Annotated in this window: 13 protein-coding genes; 11 read left to right on the top strand and 2 right to left on the bottom strand. The window is 33.4% G+C overall.

Going from position 1 to position 14509, the window contains the following annotated elements:
* Positions 1–269: 269 nt before the first annotated feature.
* Positions 270–392 carry a putative holin-like toxin gene (locus tag M2139_RS07600; RefSeq protein ID WP_348522604.1) on the top strand — a complete coding sequence of 41 codons (123 nt, stop codon included), beginning with the start codon at positions 270–272 and terminating at the stop codon, positions 390–392.
* Positions 393–776: 384 nt separating this feature from the next.
* Positions 777–917, top strand: a complete 141-nt coding sequence (gene pepG1, locus M2139_RS07595) for a type I toxin-antitoxin system toxin PepG1 (RefSeq protein ID WP_280738163.1) — start codon at positions 777–779, stop codon at positions 915–917.
* Positions 918–1164: 247 nt separating this feature from the next.
* On the opposite strand, the gene M2139_RS07590 is transcribed toward pepG1, so the two are convergent.
* Entirely contained in the window at positions 1165–1482 is a 318-nt protein-coding gene (locus M2139_RS07590) for a DUF4870 domain-containing protein (protein ID WP_280738164.1), read from the bottom strand.
* 729 nt (positions 1483–2211) lie between these two features.
* Between M2139_RS07590 and M2139_RS07585 the strand changes: the two genes are divergently transcribed.
* The 6 genes from M2139_RS07585 to M2139_RS07560 all read left to right on the top strand — a co-directional run bounded on the left by M2139_RS07585 (position 2212) and on the right by M2139_RS07560 (position 10369).
* Entirely contained in the window at positions 2212–3966 is a 1755-nt protein-coding gene (locus tag M2139_RS07585) for a hypothetical protein (protein ID WP_280738165.1), read from the top strand.
* A 372-nt stretch (positions 3967–4338) separates the two neighbouring features.
* Positions 4339–5685: a Y-family DNA polymerase gene (locus tag M2139_RS07580; protein ID WP_280738166.1), complete on the top strand. Its 1347-nt coding sequence runs from the start codon at positions 4339–4341 to the stop codon at positions 5683–5685.
* The gene (locus M2139_RS07575; RefSeq protein ID WP_280738167.1) at positions 5666–6058 is read left to right on the top strand and encodes a hypothetical protein; all 393 of its coding nucleotides are present in this window, start codon (positions 5666–5668) and stop codon (positions 6056–6058) included. Before M2139_RS07580 ends, M2139_RS07575 begins: the two co-directional genes overlap by 20 nt.
* A gap of 256 nt (positions 6059–6314) precedes the next feature.
* The gene (locus tag M2139_RS07570; RefSeq protein ID WP_280738168.1) at positions 6315–7160 is read left to right on the top strand and encodes a ParA family protein; all 846 of its coding nucleotides are present in this window, start codon (positions 6315–6317) and stop codon (positions 7158–7160) included.
* A 13-nt stretch (positions 7161–7173) separates the two neighbouring features.
* Positions 7174–7707, top strand: coding sequence for a hypothetical protein (locus tag M2139_RS07565; protein WP_280738169.1), 534 nt, complete (start codon positions 7174–7176; stop codon positions 7705–7707).
* 1147 nt (positions 7708–8854) lie between these two features.
* On the top strand, positions 8855–10369 hold the full coding sequence (locus M2139_RS07560) for a primase C-terminal domain-containing protein (RefSeq protein WP_280738170.1): 1515 nt from the start codon (positions 8855–8857) through the stop codon (positions 10367–10369).
* 404 nt (positions 10370–10773) lie between these two features.
* On the opposite strand, the gene M2139_RS07555 is transcribed toward M2139_RS07560, so the two are convergent.
* Entirely contained in the window at positions 10774–11685 is a 912-nt protein-coding gene (locus M2139_RS07555; protein ID WP_280738171.1) for a helix-turn-helix transcriptional regulator, read from the bottom strand.
* An 829-nt stretch (positions 11686–12514) separates the two neighbouring features.
* On the opposite strand from M2139_RS07555, the gene M2139_RS07550 reads away from it, so the two are divergent.
* The 3 genes from M2139_RS07550 to M2139_RS07540 all read left to right on the top strand — a co-directional run bounded on the left by M2139_RS07550 (position 12515) and on the right by M2139_RS07540 (position 14217).
* The gene (locus M2139_RS07550; protein WP_280738172.1) at positions 12515–13105 is read left to right on the top strand and encodes a hypothetical protein; all 591 of its coding nucleotides are present in this window, start codon (positions 12515–12517) and stop codon (positions 13103–13105) included.
* Positions 13106–13341: 236 nt separating this feature from the next.
* On the top strand, positions 13342–13680 hold the full coding sequence (locus tag M2139_RS07545; protein ID WP_280738173.1) for a hypothetical protein: 339 nt from the start codon (positions 13342–13344) through the stop codon (positions 13678–13680).
* A 33-nt stretch (positions 13681–13713) separates the two neighbouring features.
* The gene (locus M2139_RS07540) at positions 13714–14217 is read left to right on the top strand and encodes a hypothetical protein (protein WP_280738174.1); all 504 of its coding nucleotides are present in this window, start codon (positions 13714–13716) and stop codon (positions 14215–14217) included.
* The last annotated feature ends 292 nt before the right edge of the window (positions 14218–14509 follow it).

The following is a 14509-nucleotide window of genomic DNA, read 5'->3' as shown; positions in this document are numbered from 1 at the left end:
TAGACGGTTGTCTATGTAGTTGTCAATCTTTTTATAACAAAATTAGTTAACCAGTATCTGTAAAGTGTTGCACTTTATTTTGACATCCGGGAGTTGGTATAGACCAATCGTTATAAGGCTAATTATTATACCCTCTTCCTGTAAAATATCCTATGTTATTAAGAACTATTAGACAACTTTTATTTGTGCTATACTATCATAGACAGTAAAGTTTAAGCGGTGGCTATCTTTTAAGAAACGGAGGTGGTTTGTATGAAAATACTAACTATATCTGTAGAAAGGAAAAGCCTTTGTCAGCAAAAGATACAATTGATGTTATCCTGGGCTTTGGTATGTTTACCATTGCTCTGATAAGTTTAGTTGTTAAATTGCTTAAAAACGACAAAAAATAACCGTTAGTCAACTTTAGCCGAGTTACGATACGGTTATTTTTTAGCAATATTTAGTTTCTCAGCCACCAACTTGATCGGTGCTGGTGAGGGTATGTTGACGCACGCCCTCTTTACATTTTCTATTTTATCACAAATAGCGGTGAAAATAAAGTGGTTGCTAAATGGCAGCTGCTTTTTATTGGTACCCACTCCTACTTTATTAGGCAGAAATAATATTATGCGGAGTTGGTATAGACTGCTTTCTATAAGATTAATTATTCTACCCTTTTCCTGCATAATATCTTATGGTACTAAGAGCTATTGGACAACTTCTATTTGTGCTATACTATCATAGACAGTAAAGTTTATGACGGTGGCGTTCTGATCGAAAGTGAGGTGGTGCTTATGCGAGTACCTACTGAATTTAGAGAAAGGAGCAGCCTTTTGTCCGCATATGAAACGATTCAAGTCATGCTTGGCTTTGGTACATTTACCATAGCTCTAGTTGGCTTAGTTGTTAAAATGCTTAAAAACGACAAAAAATAGCCGTCTACTTTAGCGAGCTGACCGGCTATTTTTTAGTCTTTTAAATACTCGTCACCGTCTTAAACGGTGCTGGTGAGGGTATGTTGACGCATGCCCTCTTTACATTTCCTATTTTATCACAAACAGCGGTAAATTACTATAATCAAACAATAAAGTACTTGTTAAGTGATAGTTGCAGTATCAGCTGAGATTCCTATAAATAGTCCTGATAACTTTTTTCGAAAGTTACCAGGACTATTTTATAGAATTAATTTGATAAAATTTTGATTCCTATTACTAAATTGTATATGGCTAAAGCCACATCCAAAATTGCTATTCCTATTACTAAAATGCCGCTAAGAATTGCAGTAGGCTGAGCATCGTTAGTAATTAAACCTGTAGCTCCGATAATAATCAAGGCTATGATTGTTAAAATAATTGGCAATAGATGAAGCTTTAGTGCTCTACTAGCGTGATATTTAACATCGGAATTATTGCTAACTAAGTAAACAATTAAGGGAAATAAAAATGGAGCAAAAATTATTGAGATATAAGACAGTCCATTTAAAATTTTTTGTTCGTTCATAATGAATCACTCTCCTATTACTTAATTATAGGGTTAAAAGTTTTTTTAGTAACGTAATATGCATTGACTAAGAGAATAGTTTTGAAGGACATAAAAAGTCCCCTAGCAATTGCTAGGGGAAAAAGGAGTTAGAATGAAAAAAATTGGTTAAGGGATGTTGTTTGTTGGTATGATGATATTATAGCATATTTTCTATTATTTTTTCAAGATAATTAATTGATTTGCGTAGTTAATAGTGTGTGAGAAGTGGATTATAAGCACTTTTCAAAATAATTGCTGAAGAGTTGGATGTGTACTTCTCCCCTGCTCTCTCCACTATATTTTATTGAACCAGGCATAGTAATTTATGCTTGTTTTTTTGCTTTTCAATTTTGATTGCTTCCCCAACATCCAAGCAGATTATGGGAGTTGAAATGGTATCCATAAGATTTTTCCTTAGACAATAATTATCAAAGTGGATAACATTAGTTATTTTATTTTTTGTCTCGTTAAAATAAGAAAGCTTAGTTTTTTTGAAAAATAACTAAAAAAGTGATATAATATCATTGTTCAGATAAATAATTATATATAAAGAAGAAAACGAATAAAAACAGCCGTTTATAACTAATGTTATTTATTCAGGCTGAAATCTGGTAGGTTCATCTTCGATTAATATGTTATTTTATTTGTACAAATCATGCTTGCGTGGATTATTAAACAGGTGAGCAAGGAATACAAGGGGGAGTTTATATGGAAAAGAAAAAAATATTTAAGCTAGGCATATCGTTCTGTACCACGCTTTTAGTTAGTTCGGTATTTGTACCTAGTGTGGTTAGTGCTGCAACAGATGGTACTGTAACAGGTGCAAATTTAGGAGATGTCGCACTGCAAAAAAAAGCTGCTTTAGCTAAAATCGAAGAAATTGATCAAGCTGCTATTAATCAAGAGTTTGAAAAAATTAGTGAAGAAACAATTCGTCAATCAATCGATCAACTAAATGAAGAAGAACTACTAGCAGCAGTTGATACCGAAAAGATTTCAGCGCAATTAACAGAACTCAAAGACGTTGAGCTTGATGCAACAGCCATTCAAGAACAAATCCGTCAAACGGATATTACTGTTGTAAAAGAAAAACTTATGCAACAAGACGTGGAAACAATCAAATCAGCTGTTCCTGCTGAAGCATTAACTGAAATGCAAACAGTGATTAATGAGTTAGAGATTAACGGGTTGTCTGAAGAAGATGCTGGAATAATTAATACTTATAAAAATGACGGTTTTATTAATGATTTTAATAATTTGACACAAGCAGAATATCAAGCAAGAGTAGCTGAACTTGACCAAGACTTTATTAATCAAACAGCCGACTCTGTTACTCCAGAAGTAGTTGCTGAAATGCAGGCAGAAATTCAAAATGTTGATATTGCTGCTGAGATGGAAAATATTTCAGTTACTGAAATTAAAGAAACATTGAAAGAGGCTGTTACACCTGAAACAGTTGAAACAATGAAAGAATCATTGCAGGAAGTCGATGCTGAAGCGTTAAAAAATACCTTAACTGAGATGGTTGAAAGTGCTGATAGCAATGGTGAGATTACGGTGGATGAAGAATTATTAGCAGATATAGCTGATAAAGAAGGAAAACCGATTGATATTACTGGTGAAAATTTGCAAGAAGAAATCGTTGATTTGCTTTTTGGTGGTAGTGGGTTTGGTGTATTAGGGTTACCGATAGGTCTATTAGCGCTGATTGTAGGTACAGGCATGTTTAGCTTGGCTGTCTTTCAAATATTTGCTGGCATAGTTTTTTGGATTTTTGACTACATAGTGGTTGGAGGTATCGGGATGGTTGCGGGCTTTATATTGCTCTTTACTATATTAGGAATTCCGGCGGGATTAGTATTGCTTGTTGGACTTCCTTTGGGTGGTATAGCAGCATTTTTAATGGGAATGGGTTACTTTTCAGTTATTACTATTCCGATTGGTCTCTTGGGTTCTTTACTAATTCTTATAGGAGCTTTGTTCCTACTGCCTTTGTTGGGTGGTGGACTTTTTGAAAATGAAAAACATGGCTATGTACCCTATGCGAGTACTCAGAAAAATTTACCAGATGCAACTAGAGAATTTGACGTAAAAGCCGGAAAAACTTACACGATTGCCTTGTCAGGTAAACAACTTTCTAAAAGTTTAGTCGAAGATTACGGAAAAATCGAATATGTACTAGCGACTGGTGTAAAAGTAGATGCTCAATATAAAGAAATTGAAGGCATTGAAATGTTAAGTGCAGGCGCAGGGAAATTGGACGAAAAAGCGCCACAGTATATTACTTTTACAGCAACAAAAGATATGAAAGTCTATCTAAACGTCAATATTACTGAAGTTGTTTTGAAAGATGGTCTTGATGAAGAATCTCACGGCAATAATATGGTTTGGCGCTTAACAACCAAGTTTAAAGCTGTGCAAATACCTGAGTTAAATGATTTGCTGGGTGTGTTGAATAACTAGTAATCAATAAAATTGCTTTAAATCACCTTCCTATTTTCTAAAAAATATATGTTGAATACGAGAAAAATTATTTTGGATAAAATATCGGTTCTTTGTCAATTGGTGTTGGGGAAGAAAATCCAATAGAATAATTTGATTTTTGCAGTCAAGCAGCATTCGTTGCTTGACTGCTTTTTTCTTCTTTCCAAAAAAATTCTACGAAGTAAAAACTTTATTTAGGTTAGGGATGGCATGTTCTTCCTCTCTACCCTCCTCTAATATTTGTTTTGACCAAACATAGTAAATTATGGTTGCTTTTTTGAAAATTTTAGATTATGTTCGCTTTACAAAACGAACGTATGTTTGTATTATAAAAACGTGAGGTGATTTATTATGTACGAATCCGTTTTAAATTTTGACTACTCAAAAGAACCTAGTCGTGATATTCTCTGCATCGATTGTCGCTCTTTCTACGCTTCTGTGGAACGTGGCTTACACCCGCTCAAAGCGAAGCTTGTTGTTCTCTCCTACCCTCCTGATTCGGAATCAGAGCGTGGCAGTGGTTTAATTTTGGCCTCCTCCCCCGCCGCTAAAGCAGCTTATGATATTTCTAATGTTAGTCGCGCTAGGGATCTCCCCTTCCCTTATCCTGAAGACTTGATTATAGCTGAACCACGTATGAAAGTTTATATGCAAAAAAACATGGAGATCAATAATATTTATCGCCGGTTTTGTGATGAAAATAACTTCCATGTCTATTCAGTTGATGAGTCCTTTCTGGACGTTACTGGTGCCTTGAAATTATTTGATTGTAGTACGCCCTATCAATTAGCTAGGAAAATTCAGCAAGAAGTTGTTGAACAGCTGGGAATCTATGTTTCGATCGGAATTGGGGACAATCCCCTACTCGCCAAATTAGCCCTGGATAATGCGGCCAAGCACACTGATGAAATGATAGCGGAATGGCGATATGAAGATGTCCCCTCTACCCTTTGGAAGATTCAGAACATTACTGATTTCTGGGGGATTTCTAAGCGAACAGCTGCTAATTTAGCCAAATTAAACATCCATTCAATATATGATCTGGCACATAGTAATTACTATGCAGTCAAAGATCGGTTAGGAATAATTGGAGCTCAACTATACGCTCATTCGTGGGGAATTGATCGCTCGTTCCTGGGCGAAAAAATTCAGCCGGTTTCAAAATCGATTGGCAACAGCCAGGTACTGAATAAAGATTATATAAAACGGTCTGAAATTGAAATTGTGATTAAGGAAATGGCTGACCAAGTTGCGACACGTTTGAGACGTTCTGGAATGCAAGCACAGGTTGTAAGTTTGGGAATCGGATATAGTTTAGGTTATATAGATAGATACGGAAATAAAGGATTTCGGCAGCAGCTGAAGATCCATGCGACTAATTCAAGTCGGGAGTTGGCCAATGCTCTACTCCTGATATTTGATAAGCATTATAACCGTCAGGAAGTCCGGAATATTTCTGTAAATACTGGAAATCTGATTCATACGGATTCACTTCAGCTGGATTTATTTTCAGATCCGCTTCAGGAAGAACGAGACATGAACGTGGATCACATTGTTGATACGATAAGGAGTAAATATGGTTTTAAGTCGATAGTACGTGCTGTAAGCTTGTTAGACGGTGGTCGTGCTATAGCGAGGTCTTCCCTAATTGGTGGGCACGCCGGAGGCATGGCTGGTATTGAAGGTGATTCAAATTAGTAATGATAAGAGTTTTAGTGATTATAATGATTATCATGATAGAGGCTTTATGAAATGGATTACAGCTTTTAACATGGCCGAGCTGGCCAATAGCATAAGTAAGAATACGGCTGAAGCAACTAAGGAGATCCCTACCCTACCGTTAATGTCAGAAGAGGAAATATCAGATGTACTTCAAGAAGCAATGGAAAATAATGTGCTACTTTCCATACAGCTGAACACAAGGGATGAGTTTGGTCGGCAAACAGAATCTATAATTGGGAAGTTTAATGGGCAAAAAAATGACGAAATACTAATTGATAGTACCTGGTACTTTATATCAGATATACGAAACATTCATTTTGTCGAAAATTGGAAATGGTCAAAAATATAAAAGAGAAAAAAGTAATCTCCTTTTCTCTTTTTTTCTTTGGTCTTTATATTTCCGCATACTACCTTAATTAAAGTAGTATGCAACGATAGTTTCTTCAATATACTATCCTTATAACGTTTGTTGTAAATATAATTAAAGTAGTACAAGTGAAAAGTTCTTGATTAATTAAGGTAGTATGTTATAATTTTAATTAAGGTAGTACGAAAGTAAGTTTGTTAAAGTAGTACATGCTAGAAATTGTAAGGGAGAAAAATAAATGAGAGCAAAAAAATATGTTATTGGAAATTTCAAAGGTGGAGTTGGGAAAAGTACGGTTGCACAAATGCTAGGTTTTGAGTCTGCATATCATTACAATTTGAAAACTTTAATTGTCGATTTAGATATGCAAGGAAATACTTCAGATGTTATGAATCTTACTCATATGAACTATAGCAAAGAAGATGGTGGTGGAGAAAATACACCGATTAATTTTGAATATACAATTGCAGATGTCCTTATGGAAGATATTCCAGTTGAAAAAGCAATTTATCAAGTGATAAACAATTTAGATATTTTACCAGCAGATATGAGTTTTGAGGAATATGATAATTGGAGTACTGTTAACTATCCAGAAAGTATTGATAGATTTAAATATATGGATGAAAAACTCTCTCCACTATATGATAAATACGATGTAATTTATATTGATGTTCCCCCGTCAATTTCAAACTTCAGTAAATCAGCTATGTACATAGCTGATTGGGCAATAGTAGTTTTGCAAACTCAAGTAAAGTCAATGAGAAATGCTATGCAGTATCTTGAATATATGGATTTTTTTACTGAAACATTTGAATCAGACTTAAAAGTCGTGGGTGTAATTCCATTTATGCTCGAAACTGGCGATTCAGTTGATAAAGAAATGTATGAACAAGCCAAAGATATTTATGGGGAGCATTTAATTAAAAATGTTGTATTAAAAAATGCTCGACTGAAGAGATATGATGGTTCTGGGATAACTACAGAAAGAACCAAAAAAGGTACACTTAAACAATGGGATAGAAAAACTCATGAACTATTTATTGCGATTTTTGATGAACTTAAAGAGCATGAAACTTGGTATTAAGGAGGTTATGTAAATGGCTGAAATAAGAAATCTAAATATTTTTAATGCCAATAAAGGCTTAGCAAAAATAAAAGAGAAGCAAAATAGCGAAAACCTAAAAAAAGAAGCAACCCCTACTCCCTTAATTAAGCCTAAAGAGAAGAGAATTGTAGCAAATGATGAATTAGCGAGGCAAAAAGAAGAGAAAAAAACTAAGAATGTTGGTCCTCCTTTGAAAACATCAGATCGAGTACTTGTAACTACTAATGGTAAACCAATAAAAATATCACCTTTGTTGCATTCTGTATCAACAATACTAACAGAAAAATATCAAACAGAACTTACTCGAGATGAGATTTTAAGAGAAGCAATTGATCAATACATTAGAAGTAAATTGAATAAAGAAGATAAACAATCGCTTTTTTTAGATTTAGAAAGAGAATTAGAGTTATATAGAGAGAAACACCCTACTCTTGCTGAATATGATAAAGAAGGAAATCTTGTCAGAAGGCCTGATGAAATTGAAGAATACACTGCGGAACAAATCAAAAAAAGATGGGAAATTTGATTTTGTAGAGAATATCTTTGGATATTCTCTTTTTTATGATAATAAACAGAGTCTGAAACAATAATTAAGGTAGTATTTTAGTAGGCAAAAAACTTAATTAAAGTAGTATCAATTTAGTAATTAAGGTAGTATGCAGATTTCAATAAAAGTTAATTAAAGTAGTATGAAGATTTCAATAAAAGTTAATTAAAGTAGTATGTGGTGATAAACTAAACAATAATTAAAGTAGTATTCATCTAACCAAGGAAAGTTAATTAAAGTAGTATGAAGATTTCAATAAAAGTTAATTAAAGTAGTATCTATCATTTCAATAACTTAATTAAAGTAGTATCAATTTAGTAATTAAGGTAGTATGCAGAATCTAATTAAAGTAGTATTCTAGTATATTAATCTAGTAATTAAAGTAGTATGTTATCATATAGTCAAAGTTGCAAAACGCTGATAAATAGGCACTATACGGAGAAAATAAATTGAATAAAGTAGTATGTAGTTATTAATTAAAGTAGTATCTTGAAGTTATAAGAAGTAGTATTGGCATATCGTTTTTATTTGATTAAAGTAGTATTCTCTTGCTAATTAAGGTAGTATGCGCTGATAATCAAAACTATAATTAAGGTAGTATGCGCTGATAATCAAAAAAACAATTAAAGTAGTATCTGTTGGTAAATAGCGACATAATTAAGGTAGTATGTACAGTTTATCGAAACTATAATTAAAGTAGTATGTACTGGCAACAAAAAAATAATTAAAGTAGTATGTAAGCAATAATGAAAAAATAATTAAAGTAGTATGCAGACAATAATTAAAGTAGTATGCTCAAAAAAAAGAGTTGATTTAATATTTCCTTTTTGCTATTTTTAGGTATAAATAAAAAAACGAAAAAATTTGAATTGGCGTTCAAACTTTTTCGCTTAGTAGTGTTCTTCTTTTTTCAAAAAAGTGTAGTGGAATACACTTTTGCTATGTAAAAAACGTCTAGTTTATTATAGCAAATTTTGAAAAAAAATTCAACAGAAGAATGCTTATTTGAGTGTGCTTTTTATGTAAAAACAGCACTTTTTTAAGCATTTTTTAATTTTGAGAGGACACTAGTTTATTTAGTGTTCTCTTTTTTCGTACATAAAATTAAATGACAGGAGGTGTCCAAGTGGAATTACATGAGATTCATTCAATGATTTTAAAAGACGGAATTCGCAAATTTAAGTATAAAAATAGCAAAATCAAGCCGATTTCTTACAAGCCTGAAGGAAATAAAGGGGCAATTTTTGTTTTTAGATCAAAAGAGCAGATGATCGATGCTAGAGGAGTAGTGTTCACTTCTGAAGAGGCTTTGCTTTTCAACGAAGATCAATTCACACATTGGACACCGAACGTATACAGCTATGGCACATATGCTGATGCTGCTAAGCAAATCACAAAGGGCCATTCTGAGAAAAACTTACGTCAAATCAATACATTTGTTGTAGATATTGATGTTCCACAGACTGATAATTTATCTGAAATGGATATTATTAATGCTTGCTGCAATGTTGATTTCGGATTCTTGCCAACTTTTATTCTTAAAACACCGGGTGGATACCAGGCTTATTTTGTTCTGGATAAGCCTTGGTTTATTTCAAATGCTGATAACTATGCTTCTCTGAAGCTTGCACGCAACGTTTCGAACAGTATTCGTAAGTACTTTGCCCAAACACTGCCTGTAGACCTGGGCTGCAATCATTTTGGAATTGCTAGAATCCCTAGAACAGACAACATTGTTGATCTGAACGAAAGCTGCACATACGATATGCAAAGCTTGATTGATTGGTCAATTAAACACTACTCTAAGAAAAAGGCAAAAGCTAATAAGGAAAAACTTGCAAGAAAAGCAGCACTCAGAGTATATCCATCTCAAAAAAATGGCCAAGTTTCTCAACCCTGGGTGAAAATGTTGCTTAGAAACGATGGAATTCGTGGTAATAAAGGGCTTTTGGGGCGAAATAATGCCATTTTTACACTAGCATTAGCACATTATTCCTCAGCTGTTAGCTATGAAGATTGCTATGATATTCTGGATGAATTCAACTCAAACTTATCAGATCCAATTGATCAAATTGAGTTTGATAGAACTTTAAATTCTGCTTATTCCGGAAACTATAAAGGCGCCAAAAGAACAAAAATTCGTGAATTAATTGAGAACTGGATTCCTGGGACTTACACCGATGCTCAATTATTCGGGAATTTCTGGTATAAATTCAAAAAAGCAAGAAAAGACCGTAAAAACAGTCACTATGACGAGTGGAAAGAGGACTTACGAGTTTATTTAAATGCTAACAGTACTACACAGTGGGCCTACATTCAGACAAGCAAACAAGCAATTGTTGATGAAATCGGGATTCCTAAGAGATCTTTAGACCACTGCCTAAAAGAAATGAAAGCAGCTGGAGAAATTTATTTCAAATCAAAACGTGGCTTTGGTGGGGGAATTGTAGTTGCAACTAGAGTTGCGCTATTTGGTATGATTATCAAAGCTAAAAAAGAACACAGAGAGAAGTACCTAGAGGTACTAAGACGTAAATTACCGGAGGCTGTCGATACGGTTGTTGCTGCACTAAACCCAAGTGAGATTGCAATTGAAAAAACAGCGGTACAACTGCATTTACAGATCGCCAATTCAAGTTAAAAATAAATAGGCAAACTGCCATAAGACATTATATTACTTTGTAAGTCAGCCAGCAGAATACAGCTAATATATTTATATTATTCTCTTTTTGTTTGTAGCAGGGGCAAGACTCGTAGCGAGTAGCGGCAAAGGGCTTGAACTATTTTAGTCTTAATCTAAAAAAACATAAAAACCCCAAGAACTATAGTCTTTAAGGATTTTTATGTTCCTGTTTATAAAAGATGTGCAAAACAGATAAGAAAGCAAAGCGGACCTTTCTCATAGAGAGGTTTTGTAAGTCAGTTGGTTACGTACAAAAAGAAAGATCCGCTTTAAGAGAGTTAATGAGGGTTATGCGTACCTCACATAGTAAGTGTATACCTAGTAAAAAAATATGTCAGCTAATAACACTCGTAATAGTTAAGCTAGTCAATTACAATGTGATCACTAGACAAATAAGTCTTATTAAACATAAGCTTTTCGTATTGACTTTGAATAATTTGAGCAGTTGGTTTGTCGTTTGCATCTAAAAAAATTTGCTTAATTTTAATAAGAGCGTCAATAAGTTTTGGATCATGATTTTCTAAGAATGTGATGGTAATTTCGCTTACCTGGTGAAGTAGATTGTATTGCATATCATTGTGGATGTTCAAATATTCTTTCTGGATTCGAAGAATTAGTTTTGCAAAGGTTAGGTCGTTATTCTCGATGGCATAGTCACACATATTGTTGTGTATTCGATGGACCTCATTTCGATAATTAAGATCTTCATTTTCAAAAGAGTATGGATCTATTATTACTAACTTTGAATAAATTTCTTTGGATTGTTCATAAGTGAGGCAGTAGGTTAGAAAATTACTGAAAAGCTTGAAATCTGTTTGAAATTCAATTTTTTCTAAACGTTCAAAGTAATCTTTAAATTCATTTTTATCTTTTTGGTTTAGTGGCTGAAATTCATTTGGTGACTGTGAGTGCAGCATTAATTTTGTGGTTAAGTAAAAAAACATTCCCTTTGGACCTGGATAATTCTTTTTGATTGATTCTGAAATTTTTTGTAATTTGGCTTTATCCGCTAATTTCAATTCATGGTTTTTAAGTTTCCAGATTAGTTTGTTCCTAGTACGGAAAAGTTCTGGAATAAATAATTCATTTTCTAAATCTTTGAAGCTAAGGCCTAATCTGGTAAGAAGTTCAGCCATTGTTGAAATCTCTGGTTCTATTTTCCCCTTTTCGAATCTATAGTAAGTGGATCTGCTTACTATTCCCCCATAAACATCCTTCTGTGACATCTGCTTCTGTTGTCGAACAGTTAATAAGATATCTGAAAAATTTTCCATACAAAACACCCCTAAATTTTGTTATATTTGAAAACTAATTCTAATCAAAATTTAATAAAGATGTGTCAGATGTGACACATACCCCCTTTTTTAACCGCTTAATGTAAGCGCTTCATGTCAGTTCTGACACATTTCGGCCTTTTTTGGCAAAAAAACTGCACTTTTTAGCTAAAATGTGTTGTGTTATTTAATTTTTCGGTTGATAATTATTGTGTAATGATCATTGCACAAACAAATTTGTTGGAGGTGAGTAACAAATAAAAAATTGAATCTCATACACTAATAATAATATAAAAGTTTATCTTTAGATTATTATTAGCAAAAAAAATCCCAACCCATTTTAAGGATTGAGAAAAAAATAGACTTGCATTAAAAAAATGTCTGTGCTATTTTGTAAATATAAATCAAAAAATTTAAGAAAAATGAATATATATCTTTTAGCTCTATTTTGAATTAGAGCAAACAAAAAGGTATGCGCACCTACCCCAATGAGTTTCCTAGGCTCAAAGGTTTGATTCAGAATTGCTATCCTAAGCAATTCCGTCTCTAGTAAGTGTTCGCCAATAGGAGTTACTCTAAGACCTCCTAAGTGGACTGCATACCCGAAGTTTAGTGTACCATAATACGAATTATTAGTTCAAGGAAAGAATTATTTAAGAATGTAATATCCCTAGATAAATTCTGCTCTTGTATGCTTTTTCTAATAGTATTTGAGACATTAACCAATCGGGGGGCTGTACGACTTAAACAAGTCTGTACAGCCCTTTTTTTGTTTGTTCCAATTTGAGATAGACCTTGAAGATTGAAACTAAGAAAGTGAGGAAAAGTAGTGGAAATTGAAAATAATATTTTATACCTGAAAAGAGACCATTGTGTGGCCGGAGTATTCCATGATGTGAATTTGATACCTGAAAAAACAGTATCTGGAGATCATTACATTCGGCTATTTAAGAAAAGAAAAAGATTTAATCCGAAATTAGTTTCCGTAAAAAATTGGCAAGAAGGTATTTGTCCGTTTGGATTTGTAAAATTCAACCATTCTCCTAAAGTATTTGAGATTAAAGAGATTTGGGAATGTAAGAAAACAGTCAATATTACAGTCACAGAGGAGATTCCAAGAGATTTTTTACCAAGTAAGCCAAAAAAATCACGAAAACAGGTAATCCGAGACCGTAAGAATGCGCCAGAAAAAAAGCGATTTAATAAAGTTTTAGAATTTCTGAAGACGCAAAAAACAGATGTGACTGTCAGTTTAATAGCTAAGCAAACGAATTTATCTAAAAATGTTGTGATGGATTGTGTTAAAAGAATCCCACAAGCTGAAAAATCTTCAATAGTCGTGAATGGGAAAAAAGAAATTCTGGTGTTTATGAAAAAGAAAAGAGGAGTGAGTGAATATGCTAGAGCTAAAAGATTATAGCCAGCGACGACTAGGAGATAGAGATCAACTATCTTTTGATATTGAAAAGTTTCTGAAGCAGGTAGACTCTGATGTCTTTGTGGAAGCTGTGGCCGAGAGGCTTAATTGTTCAGTAATTAATATTTTGTCTAGAGTTCAACAAGTACCAGGGCTAAAGCGAAACTATATTATACGTGACGGTTGTACAAAAACAATTCTGAGGATTGAAAAATAAAAAGAATGGGAGGAGAGCAGCAATGGCTAATAAAATTACTTTTCAAAAGGAGTTCAAAAAGGAAGCTTTTCAAGAAAATGCTAAGAGAGTTCAGTTATTTGATGGATCAGTATGTTGGCGAAATAAAGACAAGCGCTGGGTAAGCTTTGTTACAAAAGATACATTCATATTAAATCGGATATATGATGAGATTCATCTAGTTTTCAATGCCGGCGGGAAAGTAATTGCTAAGAGGAAAGCGCCAGGCATGAGCTTACTTTGTTGCCAAGAAGAAAATAATAGCAAAGGTAAAGAAAAATTCAAAATCAGGAATAAAAACCAACCTTTTGAGGACGAAAAGCAAACGATTGTTTATTTATAATAAATTGTCTTATCACGAGGGAGGAGAAAAATAATGAATTATTTTGATGAAATAGCATTAGAAAATAAGGGATATCGTGTTTTAACTTTTTCCAAAAGAGAATACTTAATCGGACATGATCCAGCGAAACAAAATTTATATGGCCGATGTTATAGGCATGTTGAAAAAATAGTTAATGGCAAAGTAAAAAAAAACAATGAAATTGGAGCCATACACGAGATTAATGAAATATATCCAGATATTAAAATCGTTTATGATTTGCTTGATAAGGTAATTGCCCAAAGGAAAACAAAGTTTGAATCATTATGTTGGATAAGTGAAGGAAATGTAAATCAACCGAACTTTGAACCAGAAATAAATATTTTGAAATGGCGAGAAATTAAGATAGATAGATTGTCCATGACTGCTGAGAGAGCTTTGAAGCGAAGATTAAAAGCAGAAGGAATTGATTACTACAAGATTATCCACACAAAGAACCATTCAATTATTAGAACAAATCAGAAAGGTTATCTCACTTTAGCAACTATGCAAAAGTAAAATAAAAAATGCAAATTCTCAACTTTGGTTTGTTTGTGATTTAAAACTTGTCGATGACGGGCAAGGGGCAAATAAATTTGTCAACTTAAACAAGCAGAAAAGACCTAAAACTGAATAATATGCTGCAATGTGTCTTCCCTCTATATCGCATTGTAGGATTTTAGCCTAGCGGCCAAAGAGGGACATCAAAGGATCTGCCATGATTATGTTCAGTGAATGTAGGAGCAGATATTCTACCTTTGTAGAGTTGGGGAAACGATTGCTTAAACCCTAAGCATTTTTTGAGTATATA

Source organism: Enterococcus sp. PF1-24 (genome assembly GCF_029893325.1).
GTDB lineage: Bacteria > Bacillota > Bacilli > Lactobacillales > Enterococcaceae > HY326.
This window is presented reverse-complemented; position numbering and strand designations above follow the sequence as displayed.